General features: G+C 58.8%; 21 protein-coding genes. 14 read left to right on the top strand and 7 right to left on the bottom strand.

Going from position 1 to position 19,530, the window contains the following annotated elements:
* Positions 1 to 18: 18 nt before the first annotated feature.
* The 4 genes from rho to hemE form a co-directional block, all read right to left on the bottom strand.
* Positions 19 to 1,281 (bottom strand): transcription termination factor Rho, encoded by a 1,263-nt coding sequence (gene rho, locus EOI86_RS13550; protein WP_127765717.1) that lies wholly within the window; start codon positions 1,279 to 1,281, stop codon positions 19 to 21.
* Positions 1,282 to 1,520: 239 nt separating this feature from the next.
* Positions 1,521 to 1,943, bottom strand: coding sequence for a protoporphyrinogen oxidase HemJ (gene hemJ / locus EOI86_RS13545; protein WP_127765716.1), 423 nt, complete (start codon positions 1,941 to 1,943; stop codon positions 1,521 to 1,523).
* Positions 1,944 to 1,976: 33 nt separating this feature from the next.
* Positions 1,977 to 2,993, bottom strand: a complete 1,017-nt coding sequence (gene hemH / locus EOI86_RS13540) for a ferrochelatase (protein WP_127765715.1) — start codon at positions 2,991 to 2,993, stop codon at positions 1,977 to 1,979.
* 45 nt (positions 2,994 to 3,038) lie between these two features.
* Positions 3,039 to 4,061: a uroporphyrinogen decarboxylase gene (gene hemE / locus EOI86_RS13535; RefSeq protein ID WP_420810090.1), complete on the bottom strand. Its 1,023-nt coding sequence runs from the start codon at positions 4,059 to 4,061 to the stop codon at positions 3,039 to 3,041.
* A 492-nt stretch (positions 4,062 to 4,553) separates the two neighbouring features.
* Here hemE and EOI86_RS13530 point away from each other — a divergent pair, with 492 nt between their 5' ends.
* Genes EOI86_RS13530 through dnaQ form a run of 5 tightly spaced genes read left to right on the top strand, consistent with a single transcriptional unit; the run spans position 4,554 to position 8,269 of the window.
* A complete protein-coding gene (locus tag EOI86_RS13530) occupies positions 4,554 to 5,381 on the top strand; it encodes a pyruvate, water dikinase regulatory protein (RefSeq protein ID WP_127765713.1) in 828 nt (275 codons plus the stop codon).
* Between the two features lie 5 nt (positions 5,382 to 5,386).
* Complete coding sequence (locus tag EOI86_RS13525) at positions 5,387 to 5,995, top strand: Maf family protein (protein WP_127765712.1); 609 nt, start codon at positions 5,387 to 5,389, stop codon at positions 5,993 to 5,995.
* On the top strand, positions 5,992 to 6,831 hold the full coding sequence (locus tag EOI86_RS13520) for a shikimate dehydrogenase (RefSeq protein ID WP_127765711.1): 840 nt from the start codon (positions 5,992 to 5,994) through the stop codon (positions 6,829 to 6,831). Before EOI86_RS13525 ends, EOI86_RS13520 begins: the two co-directional genes overlap by 4 nt.
* Positions 6,832 to 6,853: 22 nt before the next feature.
* Positions 6,854 to 7,528 carry a dephospho-CoA kinase gene (gene coaE / locus EOI86_RS13515; protein ID WP_127765710.1) on the top strand — a complete coding sequence of 225 codons (675 nt, stop codon included), beginning with the start codon at positions 6,854 to 6,856 and terminating at the stop codon, positions 7,526 to 7,528.
* A 54-nt stretch (positions 7,529 to 7,582) separates the two neighbouring features.
* On the top strand, positions 7,583 to 8,269 hold the full coding sequence (dnaQ, locus tag EOI86_RS13510) for a DNA polymerase III subunit epsilon (protein WP_127765709.1): 687 nt from the start codon (positions 7,583 to 7,585) through the stop codon (positions 8,267 to 8,269).
* 34 nt (positions 8,270 to 8,303) lie between these two features.
* Here the strand turns inward: dnaQ and secB are convergent, their stop codons facing one another.
* From secB to EOI86_RS13495, 3 genes are all read right to left on the bottom strand, one after another.
* On the bottom strand, positions 8,304 to 8,840 hold the full coding sequence (gene secB, locus EOI86_RS13505) for a protein-export chaperone SecB (RefSeq protein ID WP_127765708.1): 537 nt from the start codon (positions 8,838 to 8,840) through the stop codon (positions 8,304 to 8,306).
* Between the two features lie 95 nt (positions 8,841 to 8,935).
* Positions 8,936 to 9,505 (bottom strand): histidine phosphatase family protein, encoded by a 570-nt coding sequence (locus EOI86_RS13500; protein WP_127765707.1) that lies wholly within the window; start codon positions 9,503 to 9,505, stop codon positions 8,936 to 8,938.
* Positions 9,502 to 10,089 (bottom strand): FxsA family protein, encoded by a 588-nt coding sequence (locus tag EOI86_RS13495; protein ID WP_127765706.1) that lies wholly within the window; start codon positions 10,087 to 10,089, stop codon positions 9,502 to 9,504. The genes EOI86_RS13500 and EOI86_RS13495 overlap by 4 nt, the downstream gene beginning before the upstream one ends.
* 363 nt (positions 10,090 to 10,452) lie before the next feature.
* On the opposite strand from EOI86_RS13495, the gene EOI86_RS13490 reads away from it, so the two are divergent.
* The 9 genes from EOI86_RS13490 (at position 10,453) to EOI86_RS13450 (ending at position 19,518) form a co-directional block, all read left to right on the top strand.
* Positions 10,453 to 11,142, top strand: a complete 690-nt coding sequence (locus EOI86_RS13490) for a Tim44/TimA family putative adaptor protein (protein ID WP_127765705.1) — start codon at positions 10,453 to 10,455, stop codon at positions 11,140 to 11,142.
* Between the two features lie 4 nt (positions 11,143 to 11,146).
* A complete protein-coding gene (gene mltA / locus EOI86_RS13485) occupies positions 11,147 to 12,376 on the top strand; it encodes a murein transglycosylase A (protein ID WP_127765704.1) in 1,230 nt (409 codons plus the stop codon).
* Between the two features lie 124 nt (positions 12,377 to 12,500).
* Positions 12,501 to 13,301, top strand: a complete 801-nt coding sequence (locus EOI86_RS13480; protein ID WP_275668590.1) for a (Fe-S)-binding protein — start codon at positions 12,501 to 12,503, stop codon at positions 13,299 to 13,301.
* Positions 13,301 to 14,734 carry a LutB/LldF family L-lactate oxidation iron-sulfur protein gene (locus EOI86_RS13475; RefSeq protein ID WP_127765703.1) on the top strand — a complete coding sequence of 478 codons (1,434 nt, stop codon included), beginning with the start codon at positions 13,301 to 13,303 and terminating at the stop codon, positions 14,732 to 14,734. The genes EOI86_RS13480 and EOI86_RS13475 overlap by 1 nt, the downstream gene beginning before the upstream one ends.
* The gene (locus tag EOI86_RS13470) at positions 14,731 to 15,405 is read left to right on the top strand and encodes a LutC/YkgG family protein (protein ID WP_127765702.1); all 675 of its coding nucleotides are present in this window, start codon (positions 14,731 to 14,733) and stop codon (positions 15,403 to 15,405) included. The genes EOI86_RS13475 and EOI86_RS13470 overlap by 4 nt, the downstream gene beginning before the upstream one ends.
* A gap of 41 nt (positions 15,406 to 15,446) precedes the next feature.
* Positions 15,447 to 16,019: a Smr/MutS family protein gene (locus tag EOI86_RS13465; RefSeq protein WP_127765701.1), complete on the top strand. Its 573-nt coding sequence runs from the start codon at positions 15,447 to 15,449 to the stop codon at positions 16,017 to 16,019.
* 326 nt (positions 16,020 to 16,345) lie between these two features.
* Complete coding sequence (locus EOI86_RS13460) at positions 16,346 to 16,759, top strand: universal stress protein (RefSeq protein ID WP_127765700.1); 414 nt, start codon at positions 16,346 to 16,348, stop codon at positions 16,757 to 16,759.
* Between the two features lie 83 nt (positions 16,760 to 16,842).
* Entirely contained in the window at positions 16,843 to 18,486 is a 1,644-nt protein-coding gene (locus EOI86_RS13455; protein WP_127765699.1) for a BCCT family transporter, read from the top strand.
* A 132-nt stretch (positions 18,487 to 18,618) separates the two neighbouring features.
* Entirely contained in the window at positions 18,619 to 19,518 is a 900-nt protein-coding gene (locus EOI86_RS13450) for an HpcH/HpaI aldolase/citrate lyase family protein (RefSeq protein ID WP_240035668.1), read from the top strand.
* The last annotated feature ends 12 nt before the right edge of the window (positions 19,519 to 19,530 follow it).

Below are 19,530 nucleotides of genomic sequence, written 5' to 3'. Positions count from 1 at the left end.
CTGCAAAGCCCCGACGGATTATTGATTCATCGAATCGAAGAAGTCGTCGTTGTTTTTGGTTTCCTTCAGCTTGTCGAGCAGGAATTCCATTGCATCCGTCACGCCCATCGGCATCAGGATACGGCGCAAGACCCACATCTTGCTGAGAACACCCTTGTCGACCAGAAGTTCTTCCTTACGGGTACCGGACTTGGTGATATCGATCGCCGGGAAGGTCCGTTTGTCGGAAAGCTTACGGTCCAGAATGATCTCGGAGTTACCCGTACCCTTGAATTCTTCGAAGATGACTTCATCCATCCGGCTGCCGGTATCGATCAGCGCCGTTGAAATGATGGTCAGCGAACCGCCTTCTTCGATATTACGGGCCGCGCCAAAGAACCGCTTGGGCCGCTGTAGGGCATTCGCGTCAACACCACCGGTCAGCACCTTACCCGACGACGGCACGACCGTGTTATAGGCGCGGGCAAGCCGTGTGATGGAGTCCAAAAGGATCACGGCGTCACGTTTGTGTTCGACCAGACGTTTGGCCTTTTCAATCACCATCTCGGCGACTTGAACGTGACGGTTGGCGGGTTCGTCGAATGTTGAACTGACCACCTCACCGTTCACGGAACGCTGCATGTCGGTCACTTCTTCCGGGCGTTCGTCGATCAGCAACACCAGAAGATAAACTTCCGGGTGGTTCGACGAGATCGCATGAGCGATTTGCTGCATCATCATCGTCTTACCGGTACGCGGCGGTGCAACGACCAAGGCCCGCTGCCCTTTACCCAACGGAGAGATCAAATCGATCACGCGGGTCGACAGATCTTTCGACTTGCCGTCATTGCCTTCGATCTCAAGCTTCAGCTTCTCATCAGGATAGAGCGGCGTGAGGTTATCGAAGTTGATCCGATGGCGAACCCGGTCCGGCTCATCAAAATTGACGTTGTTTACCTTCAGCAGCGCAAAGTATCGCTCACCGTCCTTCGGCGCCCGGATTTGACCTTCAACCGTATCCCCGGTGCGCAGACCGAAACGCCGGATTTGGCTGGGACTGACATAGATGTCGTCCGGTCCTGCCAGGTAGTTCGCTTCAGGTGAGCGCAAGAAGCCGAAGCCATCCTGCAGCACTTCCAGCACGCCCTCGCCATAAATCGCGACATCGTTGTTCGCCAACTGTTTCAGGCAGGCAAACATCAGTTCCTGTTTGCGCAATGTGGAGGCGTTTTCGATTTCCAGCTCTTCCGCAAAGCTGAGCAATTCGGGCGGGGTTTTCTTCTTAAGTTCTTTGAGATGCATGTTTTCTGGCCTGAGGGCGTGGATTGTACAGTGTGAAGATCGTACAGATACTTGGGAGGATGAAGGGGCTGGCGTCACGCGTTGGCCGTACAAAGAGGCGACGCGGATTCGTTGCCCGGACCTTGGAACGGCCCGATTGAAGATATCGTTAGTTAGTCAATACCCGCGCGGCTGTCAAATGGCTATTTTGTTTCAACGGATACTTGATCCTGGGAAGACGAAATCCCTAACCATTTCAGTTAAAAGGGTTTTACTACGACCAGAATAACGATCCCGACCATCAGCACGGCAGGCACTTCATTGATGAATCGAAAATAACGTTCGGAATGCGTATTGGCATCCTGTTCGAACGCTTTCCGCTGTTTTGCATAGACCATATGGGCGGCCGTCATCAGGATGACCAAGGCCAATTTCCCGTGAAACCAGCCATCCGACCAAGCGTGGATTTCATAGGCCGTCCAAAGCCCGAAAATCCAGCTGAAGATCATTGCCGGGTTCATGATTCCGCGCAGTAACTTACGCTCCATGACCTTGAACTTTTCGGCGGCTTCGGATCCTGGGTCCACCTGGCAGTGATACACATAAAGCCGGGGTAAATAGAGCAGCCCGGCCATCCATGAGATCACCGCAAGGATGTGTATAACCTTCACCCATTCATACATCGCACTGCCCCCCGCGCGCCTTGCATTTTCCCATTACGAAACCCATCCACCCAATTCACGGCGGATCAACCCTTCAAGCAGATCGACCATTGCCGGTTGGTCGTTCAAACACGGGATATAATCGAAACTTTCGCCGCCATTCTCATGAAAGGTTTCCTGCAACCCGATCGCCAGTTCTTCCAGCGTTTCGACGCAGTCAGCAACGAAGCCCGGCGAAATCATCGCGATGCTCTTGGTTCCGCTCTTGGCCAATTCCTCAACGGTCTTATCCGCATAGGGCTGCAGCCATTCCTTCGGACCGAAGCGCGATTGGAAAACCACTCGAAACCGTTCCGGACCCATATCGAGCGCCTCGGCCAACAACCGCCCCGTTTTCTGACAGAAACAGTGATACGGATCGCCTTTATCCAGGTTTTCCCGCGGAAGTCCGTGAAAACTGCACAGGATCATATCCGGCTCGGGCTTGTCTCTCAGATGCGCGCGCACGCTTCCCGCCAAAGCCGCGATATAGTCGGGATGATCGTGAAACCCGTCGATTGTCCGCACGGCCGGCTGCCAACGCCGTGACTTCAGGTAATCAAACGCCTTGTCATGCACCGATGCCGTCGTCGCCGCGGAATATTGAGGATACAGCGCCAGAACCAGAATCTTGCGGCATCCGGCCTCTTCCAACGCAGCCATTCCATCGGCGATCGACGGCGTTCCATACCGCATCGCCCAGTCTACAACGACCCCCGATTCCTTGAATCGTTCTGCAACCGAATCAGCCTGTTTGCGGGTGTAGAACCGCAGCGGACTCTCGTTCGTTTCCCGAATCCATATTTTTTCATAGGCTTTCCCCGACTTTTTCGGCCGGGTATTCAGGATAATGCCGTGCAGGATCGGCTTCCATAGCCATGCCGGCGCCTCGATCACCCGCGGATCGGACAGAAATTCTCCCAGGTACCGCCGCATCGATTTGACGTCATACCCATCGGGCGTCCCCAAATTCACCAGCAAAACACCGGTTTTCGGGCCGGTAATCAGCGGATGACCATCGGGAAAGGACATGATTCCTCGCTTACCTGTTATGCGGGTCTGCGTCGCGCAGACTGATCAGGAATACCGGATGTAAGACAGCAGCTCGCTCACATGCTCCGGTGGTGTTTCCTTGATGATGCCGTGACCCAAATTGAAGATGTGGGGGCCATTGGACAGCCCTTTCACGATACGCTCCGCGCTCTGTTTCAGACCATCACCGCCGAACAAAAGGTGATGCGGGTCCAAATTACCTTGCACCGGCGCATGGGGCTGCAAGGTTTTCGCGGCCCAATCCACCGGAACGGTCGTATCCAGGCCCAGCGCCGTCACCCCGGTGCGTTCCAAATATTTCGGATAAGACGGACCCGCCCCACGCGGAAAGCCGATGATCGGAATATCGGGATGAACACCACGTACCGCCTGAACGATCCGGCGGGTCGGTTCGATGACCAAGTCGTCGAACTTTTCTTCCGGCAAAACGCTTGCCCATGTATCGAACAATTGGATCGCCTCGACCCCAGCATCGATCTGAGCAATCAGATAGTCGCTGGTGCCTTCAACCAGAAGATCCATCAGCCGACCGAACCCGGCCGGGTCCCGATACGCCCATTCCTTCACCTTGGCGTAATCGCGGCTGCCCTGCCCTTCGACCATATAAGTCGCTACGGTCCACGGAGAGCCTGCAAAGCCTATAAAGGCTACATCCTCAGGCAATTCCGGTTTCACCCGCTCTATGGTCTCGAAAACCGGTTCCAGGCGTTGTCTGATCCAGTTGGTCGACAGTGCGGACAGACCAGCGGAATCCCTGATCGGATCCAACTTCGGCCCTTCCCCTTCGACAAACGTCACTTCCTGGCCCAAGGCATCGGGCACGACGAGAATATCGGAAAACAGGATCGCGGCGTCGAAACCATACCGGCGGATCGGCTGCAAGGTTACTTCAGCTGCCCGTTCCGGCGTGTAGCACATATCCAGAAAACCGTTCGCCTGCGATCGGATCTGACGATATTCCGGAAGATACCGACCCGCTTGCCGCATCAGCCAAACAGGCGGCCGTTCCAATGTTTCACCCGCCAGGACACGCAGAAACGGTTTCACTCCGATCACCTCTTCATTCGTTGCTGGCCGAACCCGATGACCGTCGATGTCATCCCTTGTCCAAACCGTGGGTCCTACATTCCCGACTACGCCCAGTACATCAACCCAGTTCATCAACAGTAACTACAAATAGATATATAGATTCAAAGAGGATTGTAGTGGTGTTAGTAGGGCAGATGAGTCATGGGGATTATTTACTGTCACCAGGTTATCCACGATTCACAGGCACTGTTTTCACAGCTGTGAGCAATCAAGGCAAAAGCCGGAACAATAGACCGGATTCCAGTGTGAATGAAGAACTCGCCTATCGTGGATATCTTAGGGAAAAGCAAAACGTCATCGGCTTATACCGGGCATGTATGATTCTATTCACGGGGTGGTCAGGCTGTGTGAAAACCGGCATCTATGAAAGCATAAATGGGGATGGTCTCGGTTTGGCCGTTTCTGCATAAGTTATCCCGACATTCGTCCACAGGGACAAAGGGGGCGCCCGTGACCCAGGTGCACGTACATTTGATTTCGGATTCGACCGGTGAGACGGTGCATAGTCTTGCCAAAGCCTGCCTCGTGCAATTCGAGGATACCCATGTTGTCGAACATTCCTGGCCTTTGATCCGCACGGCGGCACAGGTCGATAAAATCCTGCTGGCGGTGTCTCAGGACCCTGGGATCGTTCTTTATACGTTGGTCAATAAAGACGTTCGCGAACGGATCGACACCGGCTGCCGGCAGTTGGGCGTGCCGGCCATTTCGGTCCTGGATCCGATCATTGCCGCCTTCTCCAAGTATCTTGGTGAAGAAAGCCGGGATATGCCGGGCCGCCAACATCTGTTGGATGATGAATATTTCGAGCGCATCGAAGCCATGCAATTCGCGCTCAACCATGATGACGGACAAGGGCTTTGGAACCTCGCTGCGTCGGACGTCATCCTGACCGGCGTGTCGCGCACCTCGAAATCGCCGACCTGCCTTTATTTGGCGAACCGGGGCATCAAAGCATCCAATGTTCCGATCGTACCGGGTGTTCCGCTCCCGGCCGAACTGCTGACCTTCACCAATAAACCGGACGAACCGCTGGTTATCGGTCTGACCAAGGACCCGGCCCGCTTGGTTCAGGTCCGCCGGAACCGTTTGCGGATGATTTCCGAGGACCGCGAAACCGACTATGTCGATTTGGAAACCGTCCGCGCCGAAGTGAACGCCGCCAGGCGCACCTTCGTCGAACAGGGCTGGCCCATCATCGATGTCAGCCGGCGATCGATCGAAGAAACGGCTGCCTCCATCATGCAGCATCTGGAAACACGGGAAGCTGTCGGGTGACGGGCATGCCGGAAACGGGCCCCCGCATTATTCTCGCATCGGCAAGTTCCGCGCGCGCAGCCCTGCTGCGCGGCGCGGGCCTGACTTTCACCGTCGAACCGTCCCGTGTCGACGAGGAAACGGTGAAGGACTCGCTCAAGGCCGAGGGTGCCACGGCACCGGATGTCGCCTTGGCGCTGGCCGATCTGAAAGCCGCCAAACTATCCGCGCGCTATCCGGACGCACTGGTGATCGGCGCGGATCAGATGTTGGACTGCAACGGCATCTGGTTCGACAAACCGCCGGACAAGGACGCCTTGTTTGCGCAATTGATGGCTTTGCGCGGCAAGACGCATCACCTGGAAGCGGCCTTATGTGTTCACCAGAACGGCCGGCGCATATGGCATATTGTGGAACGCGCGGCGCTGACCATGCGCGATTTCAGCGACGATTTTCTAAAGGGATATGTCGCGGCGGCAGATGACGAGGTTCTGGCATCCGTCGGCGGATACCGTTTGGAAGGCGTGGGTGCGCAGCTCTTTTCGAAGATCGAAGGCGACTATTTCACTATCCTCGGTCTTCCGCTATTGCCCTTGCTGGATTTCTTTCGCCACCACGGGGTAGTACAAAAATGATTTCCGGCGCCGCGAAACTGGCCGGTGTCATGGGGTGGCCGATCAGCCATTCCAAATCACCGGTATTACATGGATACTGGCTCGACCATTACAAGGTCGATGGGGCTTATATTCCGATGGCGGTCGCGCCTGAAGACCTTCCCCGTGCGATTGCCGGGCTGCGCGCGCTTGGTTTCAAGGGCTCGAACGTTACGGTTCCCCACAAACAGGCCATCATGGAATTCTGCGACACCGTCGCGGAAGACGCCCGCATGATCGGGGCGGTAAACACGCTGGTCCTGGATACCGAGGGGCGCATCACCGGCAGCAATACGGACCATGCCGGTTTCATCGCCAACCTGCATCTCAGCGATCCGTCCTGGGATCCGAAAGCCGGCCCGGCCGTGGTGCTGGGTGCGGGCGGCGCCGCGCGTGCCGTCTTGTATGGCTTGATCCGTGCCGGGGTGTCGAAAATCCGCGTGGCTAACCGCACGCTGGAACGGGCCCAGACCCTGGCACAGGATTTCGCGCCGCATGTCGAAGCAATCGCCTTTACGGAGGTGCCGGCCGCGCTGTCGGATTGCGCGTTGCTGGTGAATACGACGTCCTTGGGAATGGCGGGTCAGCCCCCGCTGGATATCCGCCTGGACGGTTTGCCGAAAACCGCCCTGGTGACGGATATCGTCTATGCGCCGCTGATTACGCCCTTGCTGTCCGAGGCAATGAAACGCGGCAACCGGACCGTCGATGGTCTTGGCATGTTGCTGCACCAGGCTGTGCCGGGTTTCGAAGCCTGGTTCGGCATCCGCCCCACGGTGACCCAGGCATTGCGTGAGATCATCCTGGGGACGAAATAGCGGAATGAAATAGGGTTTCACCATGTTCGTAATAGGGCTTACCGGATCGATCGGCATGGGCAAAAGCACGACGACCGCGATGTTCCGAAAACGCGGCGTGCCTGTTCAGGATGCGGATGCCATCGTGCATGGGTTGATGGCCCTCGGTGGCAAGGCCGTTCCGGCGATCGAAGCCGCATTCCCCGGCGTCACCAAAGACGGTGCCGTGGACCGCACCGAATTGGGGAAGCGCGTTTTCGGTGACCCGGCCGCGTTGAAGAAACTCGAATCCATTCTTCACCCGATGGTCAGCGCGGAACGGATGGGCTTTCTTCGCCGTGCCGCGTTACGGCGCAAGCGGGTGGTGCTCGTGGATGTGCCTTTGCTGTTCGAAACCCATGGTGAGCGAAAATGCGATATGACGGTCCTGGTGACCGCGCCGCATTTCGTTCAGGCGTCCCGCGTCCTCGCCCGCCCCGGCGTCACCCGTGACAGATTGGACGCGATCAGAAACAAGCAAATGCCCGATGCCGCGAAAAGACGCCTGGCCGACGCGGTGGTGAATACCGGCCTGGGCAAGCGGCCGGTTCGGCGCGCGGTAGCGAAAATTCTCAAACAGGCAAAGTCCAGACGCGGCCGGATCTGGCCGCCGCGAACGGGCCGTTACACCCCTGGTTCGGCCCGGCCAATCATTCTATCCTGGCTGCGGAAGATTTAACGGAAGACCCGAGGCTACGAACCCGGGCCGAAAATCTGGGGCAAAAGGCCGAACATGCGCGAAATCGTACTCGATACAGAAACAACCGGGCTCGACCCGAATTCCGGACACCGCATCGTCGAAATCGGTTGTGTCGAGATGATCGACTATTCGATCACCGGAAACTATCTGCACGAATACCTCAACCCGGAACGAGACATGCCGGATGAGGCGTTTCGCGTTCATGGCCTGTCCAACGACTTCCTTGCGGACAAACCGCTTTTCGCGGCTGTCGCGGACAAGTTTCTGGATTTCATCGGCGACGCCACATTGGTGATCCATAACGCCGAATTCGACATGAAGTTCATCAACGCGGAACTGGCCAAGCTGGGCCGCCCGCCGATCCCGATGGATCGAACCCGCGACACGGTGGCGATGGCGCGGCGCAAATTTCCCGGCGCCCAAGCGAACCTGGACGCGCTGTGCAACCGGTTTGGAATCGACAACGGGGCGCGGACCAAACATGGCGCGCTGCTCGATTCCGAATTGCTGGCGGAAGTCTATATCGAACTGTTGGGCGGCAAGCAGATCGGCCTCAGCCTGGCTGGCGACGACAGTGACGATGCCGAAGCGCAACTGGCGAAACCGGCGGTGGAACGAACATTCCGGCCGCCACGGGCTCATGCCGCCAGCGAAGCGGAACTCGCCGCCCATGCGGAGCTGTTGACCCGGATCGACAACCCGATCTGGACACGGGACTAGGCAGACGCGTCGGACCCTGACGGGACCCGATGCCTCAGGCGGTTCCTGTTTCCGTCGAGGTTTGTGCCGCCCGGCTTTCCAGCCGCTTGCGATACAACGCTACAAAGTCGAACGGCGTCAGGATCAGCGGCTGAAAACCGCCGTCGCGCGTCGCGTTGCTGATGATCGCCCGGGAATACGGGAACAGCAGGCGCGGAACTTCGATCAGCAGCAGCGGTTCCATGTCCTGCTGCCGGACATTGCCGAGATGCGCGACGCAGGCATAGACCAGCTCACCCATGTAGATCACATGCTCGTTTGCCGTGGTCTTGAAGGTCGTATGCAAAGACACTTCGAAGACCTTTTCGTCCAAGGCCGTCGCGGTAACATCGACCTTCACATCGACTGACGGCTGAACGCCCGGTGCAACCTGAAGCTTCGGCGTCGACGGATTCTCGAAGGAAAGGTCCTTCAAGTATTGATGCACGATTGTCAGCGGCGGTTGCTGTGGGTTGCCGGGCGCTGCCTGATTGTCGGGATTGGCGCCGGCTGCGTCGCCTGTCGGGGCGGTTTGGTCTTCGGTATCGCTCATTATTGGGCCTCATGAACCGCAAAGGCGCAGGACAGCGCAAAGCGGATGGGTTTGGTATTCTTGCCGTGGGCGTGTTCCAGAACGGGGTGGCTCGTCTACCATGCATCGCGCGGGGCAACAATATCGCCGCCGCCGGGATGCCCGCTCACCGGGTCGAAACGCAGCATGCCGCAATTGGGCATTTCATGGCCGGTCAACGCCCGCAGGAAGCCCCAATGACTGACGACCAGGATGTCGTGCCGCGGTTCGACCGCCCGGGCCCAGTCCCGGAAGGCACGGGCCCTGCTATCCACATGGTGGTGTTCCTCGACGAAATTCGGCCACCATTCGTCGGCAAGGTCGCCGAACTCCACATGCGGCCATCTTTCGCGCAAATCCGCCACGGGGGAGCCGAGATCCGAAACGAAAGCGCAATGTTCACCGACGATCGGGTTCGTGGATATCGGCAGGTCCAGTGCCTCGGCAATGACTTCAGCCGTTTCCAATGTCCGCCAATAGGGGCTTGCGATAATGCGGGTCAAACCCAGCGGGCGTAGATGATCGGATGCCTTGCGCGCCTGTTCCTTGCCCAGATCGGTCAATCGTGGGTCGCGGATGCCCGGGTCCTTCCGCGTCTTCGCATAGATCACGTTGAATTCGGACTGGCCGTGCCGGATCATCATCATCGTCGCGGGGTCTCCCCTTCCGTTCTATCTTCGATCTCTTTTTGGGTATCGCCCATCGGGGACGGATCACCGCGTGGCCCGGCATCCTCATCCGGGTCGATGACTGTATAGTCGCCGTCGATGGTGCCGTCATCGTAACGGCCCCAGTGGCCATCCCTTTGATCGCTCCTGGCCCCACCCGGACCGCCGCGGCGCATGCCCGATTGAAAATGAACCGTTCCGCCCTTGCGCATCAAGGCCCGGACCAAGAGCATTCCGATCAGCAAGCGCAGCCCGGGCACAAGCAGAACGAAACCCAGGAAATCCGTCAGGAAACCCGGCGTCACCAGCAACAGGCCGGCGACGACCAGGCAGGCGCCGGAGACGAGTTCCCCAACCGGCAAACGGCCCTGTTCGGTTTCGGTCCTGATCCTCGTCAGCACGGCCATGCCCTGCGCGCGCACCAGAAATGTGCCAATCAGCGCGGTCAGAAGGATGGTGGCCAAAGTGGCCCACAACCCGATCTGGTCGCCGACTTGGATGAAAAGGGCGATCTCGGCGATCGGAATGCCAAATAGGATCGCGAATATAATCAATCCGGTCATCTTGCTCTCTAATGTAACGGGCCCTATCTACCCCCTAGAGGGATCGCTCATGAATTTAGCCATGAACGGGGATCCGGCGGTTCGGGGATATCCCTGGAAACCATCGGTTTTTCGTGCCGTTACGTCGGTCTCCCTAAGGTTGGTTTTTGAGTCGTCGAGTGGCGTTGCACATGGCCTAAAGAGTGGGGATTGGACCGGCAAAGGGCAATGGTGAACGGCCGCGATACTGAGGAAACGTGTAATTGGCGGGCTCTTTGCTTGAGAATCCGCATTAAATGGGGTCTAACAAGCCACATGCGAACGTAAATTCGTTCGTTGGCCGGAAAGGTTCCGGACCCGGCATGTGTTTGGGACCCTTACAAAATGGGTAGCGAGTTCAACTTGATCGATATTCTTATCTTCGCGGGCATTGCGCTTTTTCTGATCATTCGGCTGGGCAGCGTCCTTGGTCGGCGCACCGGTCATCAGGAACCGCCGACAAATGTGTTCGGCGCCGGCAAGAAGGATGAAGACGCGAAGAACGACAACGGCAATGTCGTTCAGCTTCCGCAAGACCGCAAACCGGGCGAGGAAGACGATGCCTTCGCCGAGGCGGAAGGACCGCTGGACGCCGGCCTGACGCAAATCAAAGTCGCGGACCCCGACTTCAACCCGAACGAATTCGTGAGCGGGTCGAAAATGGCCTTCGAAATGGTCCTGGTGGCCTATACGGAAGGCGACGAGGCGACCCTGCGCAATCTGTTGAGCCCGGAAGTCTTCGACAATTTCCGTCAGGCCCTGAAGGCGCGGTCAGATGCCGGCCAACGGCTTGAGGAGGCCCTGATCGGCATCGACGGCGCCGACATCTTGGAGGCCAAGATGGAAGGGTCGAATGCATTGGTCACAGTGAAGTTCGTCAGCCAGCAGGCCCATGCCCTGTATGATTCCGAGGGCAAGGTGATTGAAGGCGATCCGAACAAGATCGTGTCGGTGACGGATATCTGGACTTTCAAACGCGATACCCGCTCTCACGATCCGAACTGGGCCCTGGTCGCAACCCGCAGCTCGAACTGACGCGATGGTCGCTCCGGCCCTTCATTTCCGTTCGTTTCGTTCCAAAATCCATTTTCTTTTTCTCGCCGTTCTGCTGGCCCTCGTGCCGACTGCCTGTGAGAAAAAAGAAGAAAAGGCCGTCGTCGAGGATAAGGGCCCCGCGCTCGTCCTGGCCAAGGTTGGTTTCGCCGACCTGACGGATTGGCAAGCGGATCACCTGACCGACGCCCTGCCCGCCCTGCGACGGTCTTGTAAACGTATCCTCGCCCTTGATCCGGAAAAGCAGATTGGGACCGACGCCGTCCCGATGACCGCGGCGGATTGGCGCGATGGCTGCGGCGCGCTCACTGCGTCGGATGACGATTTCACGATCCGTTCTGCCCTCGAAACGTATTTCACGCCGATGCTGGCCAGCAATCGCGGCGTGGAGGAAGGCCTGTTCACCGGTTATTTCGAGGCGGAACTGCTAGGCGCCGCCACGCCGGACGAAACCTATCGCTATCCGATCTATAAGCGGCCGGCGGACCATGTAATCGCCGATCTCGGCCGGTTCGACGATGCGCTGAAAGGCAAACGGATCGTCGGGCGGGTCGACGGCGGACGGTTCGTCCCCTATCCCGATCGCGGGACGCTGGAACAGAGCCACCTGCCCGGCAAGGGATTGGAGCTTTTCTGGGCCAAGGATCGGATCGACGTTTTCCTGCTGCAGGTTCAGGGGTCCGGCCGGGTCATTCTGCCGGACGGCACGGTCCGGCGTATCGGCTTCGACGGCCACAATGGTCGGCCGTATAAATCCATTGGCCGGGTGTTGATCGACCGTGGCGAGTTGGAAGCGCACCAGGCGTCCTGGGACGGCATCCGCGGCTGGATTGAGCGCAATCCGGACAAGGCGACCGCCTTATTGGCCGAAAACCCGCGTTTTATCTTCTTCCGCGAAATCGACGGCGAAGGGCCGATCGGGGCGGAAGGTCTGGCTTTGACGCCGGGTCGCAGCATGGCGGTCGACCGCAGCTTCGTGCCCATGGGTGTGCCTCTTTGGCTGGAAACAAACTGGCCGTCTGAAAAGGACAAGCCGTTGAACCGGTTGATGGTGGCACAGGATACCGGCGGCGCGATCAAGGGACCGGTGCGCGGAGATTTCTTCTGGGGCTACGGGGCGGAAGCCCTGAAATATGCCGGAAAGATGAAGAGCACAGGGCGCTATTATCTGCTGTTGCCGAACGCAGCGGCCGCCCGGTTGGGCCGGACAAGCTAGATTTCCCGTCCAATCGTGACAGGGGATATGTTCCAACCGCTTGAGCTGGTCTAGGTTATCCGCGTTGATTCTTGGCTTTCAGCAGGATACCAAATTGGTATGACCAATTCCGCGAGGTGATGCCGTGACCAAACCCGTGAGCGACCGGGCCCCGACGGTGGGACTGTTCGTTACCTGTCTCGTCGATATGATGCGCCCGCAAGTCGGCTTTGCCGCGGCGAAATTGCTGGAAGATGCCGGCTGCGAAGTCTGCGTTCCCGCCGGGCAAACCTGTTGCGGGCAACCGGCCTATAATTCCGGCGACAACAAAGGCACCATGGCGGTTGCCGAAACAGTGCTTCGCGCCTTCGAAGACGTGGATTATGTGGTGGCGCCGTCAGGCTCCTGTGCCGGGATGATCAAAGAGCATTATCCGCGCCTTTTTGCAGACGACCCTGCCCTTGGCCCGAAGGCGGAAGCGATCGCCGGGAAGACACATGAACTGATGTCATTCCTGGTCGACGTGCTTGGCATCACCAAGGTCGATGCGAAATACGACGGCACGGTGACCTATCACGATAGCTGTTCAGGCCTGCGGGAATTGAAGGTCAAGGCCCAGCCCCGCACCCTGCTGGGCAGCGTCGACGGATTGACGCTTAAGGAATTGCCGGGCGCGGAGGTCTGTTGCGGCTTCGGCGGGACTTTCTGCGTCAAATATCCCGAAATCTCCAACAAGATGGTCAGCGAAAAGACAGCGGATATCGAAGCCACCGGGGCGGATACCCTATTGGCCGGCGATCTTGGCTGCCTGATGAACATGGCCGGCAAGCTGCAACGGGAAGGCAAACCGGTTCAGGTTCGCCACGTGGCGGAAGTGCTGGCCGGTATGGGAAGTGAACCCGGCATCGGCGAAGCGCCCTCACCCAACGCTGGGGGGCACGACTGATGCAGCCGCATTCCCATAATTTCAAGGCAAACGCCTCACACGCGCTGAAGAACAAAAACCTGCAATCTGCCTTGTCGCAGATGAAGGTCGGTTTCATCGAACGTCGCCAGACGGCGGTGGACGATATGCCGGAATTCGAAGAGCTGCGCGATCAGGCCCGCGATTTGAAGAACCACACGCTGGCGAACCTGGATTTCTATCTGGAGCGCTATGAGCAGAAGGCGACAGAGGCAGGCGGCCATGTCCATTGGGCGGCGACCGCGGCTGAAGCCAGGAAGATAATCCTGGATATCTGCGAAAGCGTCGACGCGAAAAACGTCACCAAGGGCAAGAGCATGATTTCGGAAGAAATCGCGCTCAACGATGCGATCGAGGCGGCGGGACTGAATGTGGTCGAAACCGACCTCGGCGAATATATCGTCCAATTGCGCAAGGAACCGCCCAGCCACATCATCGCGCCGGCTGTCCATGTGCTGCGGTCGGAAGTGGAAGACGCGTTCCGGGAAGAACATAAGCATCTGGCCGATGAACGCCGCCTGACCGAACCGTCGGATCTGTTGAACGAAGCGCGCCAGGTCTTGCGTCAAAAATACATGGAAGCGGAAGTCGGCATCACCGGCGCCAATTTCCTGATCGCCGAGACCGGATCCAGCGTCATCGTCACCAATGAAGGAAATGGCGACCTGACGCAGACCCTGGCCAAGGTCCATATCGTCATCGCTTCCATCGAAAAGGTCGTGCCCACCTTGGAGGACGCCTCCTCCATCCTGCGTGTTCTGGCGCGGTCTGCGACGGGTCAGGACTTTTCGTCCTACACCACCTTCTCGACCGGACCGCGTCGGCCGGAAGATCTGGACGGGCCGGAACAATATCACGTCGTCATTTTGGACAACGGCCGCTCCGAATTGCTGGGCGGGGAGTTTCAGGATGCGCTGCGCTGCATCCGCTGCGGCGCCTGCATGAACCATTGTCCGGTCTATCACGCGGTCGGCGGGCATAGTTACGGCTGGGTCTATCCGGGCCCGATCGGGTCGGTGCTGACGCCAACCTTCCTGGGCGTTGAGGAAGCGGGCCATCTGCCGAATGCATCGACCTTCTGCGGGCGTTGCGAGTCGGTTTGTCCGATGCGGATCCCCCTGCCCAAGATGATGCGTCACTATCGGGTCAAGGAATATGAAAACGGGTTGTCCCCACCGTCGGTTCGCGCGGGGCTGGACATCTGGGGCTTCTTCGCGCGGCGACCGTCGCTGTATCGCATGGCATCGCGCCTGGGGTCCTTCGCCTTGCGGGTCATGGGCGGTAAACGCGGCCGCGCCGACAGCCTGCCATTGGCCGGCGGTTGGACGGACCATCGCGACATGCCGATTCCGACCGGCCCCACCTTCCAGGATCAATGGTCAGCCCGAGGTGGCCGGCGGAGGCCCAGCCGATGAGTGGATCACGCGAACAAATCCTGGGCCGGATCCGGTCCAACCTGACCCAGGCGGCTGGCCCTTTGCGGGAAACGCCCGAGGTGTTGGAGAAACGCACCATCGCGCATGAGCGCGGCATCCGCCCGTCGCGCGTCGACAAGGATGCAGCCGGTCTGGTCGATCTATTCGTCCAACGGGCTGAAAAGGTGAACGCCACCGTCGCGCGGATCGCGTCCATCGACGATATTCCCGACGCGCTTGCGACGTATCTGGCGAACGAAAATCTGCCCGCCGCCTTCCGCATGTCCGACAATCCGGATTTGAACGCCGTACCCTGGGACAAGCGCCCGGCACTGGAGATCACCAAAGGCGCCAGTGATGGCAAGGACGAAGTCGGCCTCAGCCGCGCCGTCGGCGGTGTCGCGGAAACCGGCACGCTTATCCTCGCATCCGGGAAAGAAAGCCCGACCTCCCTCAACTTTCTGCCGGAAACCCATGTGGTGATGGTAAAGCGGTCGGAAATCGAAGGCACCTACGAGGATGGCTGGGATATGGTCCGCGCGAAGGGCGCGCTGTCGCGCGCGGTCAATTTCATCACAGGCCCCTCCCGCACCGGTGATATCGAACAGACCATCTATCTCGGTGCACATGGCCCGCGCCGTTTGCACATCCTGCTGGTGGACGACGCCTGATAAAGGCATGACCCCTGAAGTGGGTGGATGGGGAGCGGCGAATGTCCGGCAAGGGAAAAAAGGACGGTAAGCCGGACGATTTCGATCTGTGGCTGCGCGTGGCCGAAGGCGTGAAACCCTTGAAGTCGCGAAATGCCTTCCACGAAAAAATGGCCAAAATCGATAAGGCGGCCGACCAGGTCGCGGCTGAGAAAACCCCGCCCAAATCCGGGCGGGCCAAGCGCCACTCCCATATCGCCTTGCCGACCCCGCCGCCGCCATCCGCAGCGGTCAAAGCGCCGCCGTTGCAGGTCGGTTCCGCGCCCGGGATCGACAGACGGACGAACGATCGCCTGCGCCGTGGCAAGCTGCCGATCGAAGGAAAACTCGATTTGCACGGCCATACTCAGGACAGCGGCCACCGCGCCCTGCACGCTTTCATCGATGCATCCTATGCGCAGGGAAAGCGGTGTGTGTTGATCGTGACCGGCAAGGGAAAAGGTATTTTGCAGTCCGCGGTGCCGCGCTGGCTGAACGAATCGGCATTGCGCCCCATGGTGCTTTCCATTGAATTCGCGCAGCAGAAAGACGGCGGAACCGGCGCGCTTTATGTCCTTCTGCGCCGCCAACGCTGACTGGCTTTCACAGGTTTAGGGTGGATCCTGATCGGTGCTGCCCTGGACAAAGCTGGCCCACTATGTTGGGTAAAGCACAGAAACGGTGGCCTGATTCGGCCTGATGTGTCGTTTTCCGGCAATGAAATGTCGGGCGGCCTCAGGTAACCCCGTATTATCAGGCTACCCTAATCAAGTGCGGGCTGCTCGATCGGCCCGTGCGGGTCCGCGGCGGGGCGGATGGCCAGTACGGCGCATTGATGCGTCGTGGCTGAAACTTTCATGTCCTGCTCGTGTAACAGCGCGCACCGGCTGAATAGCTGCCAGCGTGCGGAAGGAGGGAGAATATGTTCAAACGGATCATGGTGCCGATTGACTTGACCCATGCGGACAAGCTCGAAAAGGCGCTGGACGTGGCCGGCGACCTGGCGGCCCATTACGGGTCGACTTTGGTTTATGTCGGCGTTACCGCGTCGACGCCGTCGTCGATCGCGCATACGCCTAAGGAGTATGCGGAAAAATTGGAAGCGTTCGCTGCTGAAAAAGGCAAAGCGCATGGCGTGGACGCGGAATCCCGCGCCTATACAAGCCACGACCCGGCCATCGATCTGGATCCCACGCTGATGAAAGCGGTGTCGGAAACGGGTGCCGATCTTGTCGTCATGGCAAGCCACATTCCCAATGTTACCGACTATGTCTGGCCGTCGAACGGGGGAACGATTGCTTCCCATTCGGATGTCACGGTGATGGTCGTGCGTTGACGGCGCGCCCGGACACACACGGTCAGGCAACCTAAAAATACCGACAACAGCACGCGGTAGGGAAAAACAAGGAGGCGCGCGATATGAGCGACGCAAGTAACAACCAAGGTATACCGGAGCCGGAAGGCCCTTCGGATATCATCGATACCGATTACGAAATCGGTCAGGACAATATCGAAACCCAAATCGGGCCCTTCGGCCTTGATATTCACAACCCGGTCTTTGCAATTTCAGGGCTGACGATCATCGCCTTTGTTTTCTACGCCTTGGCGTTGCCGGAACAGGCCAATGATTTCTTCGGCCATTTGCGGCCGTATCTGACCAGTACGTTTGACTGGTTCTTCCTCGGGTCGGCAAACATCTTCGTCTTGTTCTGCCTGGCGTTGATCGTGCTTCCCGTCGGGAATGTCCGGCTGGGCGGCTCGGATGCCACGCCCGACTATACTTATGTCGGTTGGTTCGCCATGTTGTTCGCCGCCGGTATGGGCATCGGCCTGATGTTCTTCGGCGTGTTGGAACCGGTCTATCACATGGCGATTTCGGAACCGTTGGGCGTACCCTCGCCTTTCGCGGAAGACGGCTCGATCATCCCTGAAAATGTCGAAGCGGCCCGCCAAATGGGCCTTGCCGCGACGATCTACCACTGGGGTCTTCATCCCTGGGCGATCTATGCGGTCGTGGCATTGGCGCTTGCGCTCTTCTCCTACAACAAGGGCCTGCCGCTGACGATCCGTTCCGCTTTTTACCCACTTCTGGGAGAACGCGTCTGGGGTTGGCCGGGTCACATCATCGATATCCTGGCGGTCTTCGCCACGTTGTTCGGTCTGGCGACCTCATTGGGCTTTGGCGCGCAGCAGGCCAATGCCGGGCTCGACCACGTTTTCGGTGTTCCGGTGAACACCACCGTACAGGTTCTGCTCATTACCGGCATCACCGCAATCGCGTTGGTCTCGGTCATCCGCGGCCTCGACGGCGGGGTCAAGGTGCTGTCGGAAATCAACATGGTCATCGCGGCTGCCTTGCTGATCTTCGTGTTGTTCGCCGCCGGCGCCACGAACATCCTGTCCGACTTCGTCAACGGGCTGATCGGTTATGCCAAGGACGTCATTCCGCTTTCAAACCCGGTCGGGCGTGAAGATACCGGTTACATGCAAGGCTGGACCTCGTTCTATTGGGCGTGGTGGATTTCCTGGTCACCGTTCGTCGGCATGTTCATCGCGCGTGTCAGCCGTGGCCGCACGGTGCGTGAATTCGTCGTTTGCGTTCTGCTCATCCCGTCGCTGGTCTGCATCCTGTGGATGGCGGTCTTCGGCGGCGCGGCCATCGAACAGGTGTTTAGTGATCCTGCGAACAGCGCCGTGAAGGCACAGGTCATCGACAGCTACAATCCGCCGATGTCGCTCTTCGCGATGCTGGAAGGTTTGCCGATGGCGTCCATCACATCCGTTATCGCAATCGTGCTGGTCATCGTCTTCTTCGTCACCTCGTCGGATTCCGGCAGCCTTGTGATCGACACGATCACGGCGGGCGGCAAGGTCGATGCCCCGGTTCCGCAGCGTGTCTTCTGGTGTGTGTTCGAGGGCGCGGTCGCCATCGTGCTCTTGCTTGGCGGCGGATTGGGCGCCTTGCAGGCGATGGTGATTTCGACCGGATTGCCGTTCACGGTAATCCTGTTGCTGATGTGCTGGGCGATCTGGCGCGGCCTACAAGCCGAACGGAAGCTCTAGCAGCATCCAAAAACCGGATCGGATTGGCGGGGGTCTCCATTGAGGCCCCCGTCTTTCTTTTGGCGCCGCCGCGCAGTATGATTCCTCACCTGCCGGACTGAAGTTCACTTCTACAAAAAACAGGGAATATAGATGACCGACGATATGCCGGGTACCAAGCACGCCATGAATCTGGACGCCATCCGTCCCCGACGAAGCTTTCTTTTCGTGCCGGGATCGGATCTGAACAAGTTTCCGAAGGCGGTTGCCACGGGTGCGGACATCGTCTGCATTGATCTTGAGGACGCGATCTCCCCTGCCCATAAGGCGGGTGCGCGGGATGCCACGGTCGGGATGTTCGTAGCCGATCTGGATTTCGGTCGATCGGAAATCCTCGTGCGGATCAACTCACTGCGTACCGCCGATGGATTGGCGGACATTCTGGCAATCACCAAGACATGGTCGCCGCCGACGGGCCTGATGGTGCCCAAGGTGAAAAGCCCGGATGAGATACGCCTGCTCGACGATCTGCTCGACGGCGCCGGCAGTGCGATGCGTTTACAGGTCATCATCGAAACGAATGAGGCACTGGAAGCCGCGCATGAAATCGCCAAGGCCAGCAACCGGATCGACGCTCTGCTGTTCGGCGGCGTCGACATGGCCGCCGACCTGCGGGTCGAACCGAGTTGGGAAGCCCTGCTCTATGCCCGATTGCGTTGCGTCCACGCCGCCGCCGGCGCCGGCGTCGACCTGATCGACGTGCCCTATCTGGACTTGAACGACATGGACGGCCTGGCCGAGGAAGCGAAACGCGCGGCCGCTATCGGCATGACTGGTAAGGGTGCTATTCACCCCAAACAACTGCCCATCATCGAAAAGACATTCAGCCCCAGCGAAGACCAGATCGCCTATGCACGCCGCGCCACCGCGGCCTTCGAACAAGCCGATACCGGCCTTGTCGTTGTCGACAACAAGCTGCTGGAAAAACCGGTCCTGCGGTCGATGTACCGGGTGTTGGCAATCGCGGAGGTGTTGGAGGATAGGTATCAGTAAGGGTACTTCGTT

This window comes from Hwanghaeella grinnelliae (assembly GCF_004005845.1).
Taxonomy (GTDB): domain Bacteria; phylum Pseudomonadota; class Alphaproteobacteria; order UBA8366; family Aestuariispiraceae; genus Hwanghaeella; species Hwanghaeella grinnelliae.
The sequence above is the reverse complement of the archived record's forward strand: the minus strand, read 5'-3'. Positions and strand labels throughout refer to the sequence as shown.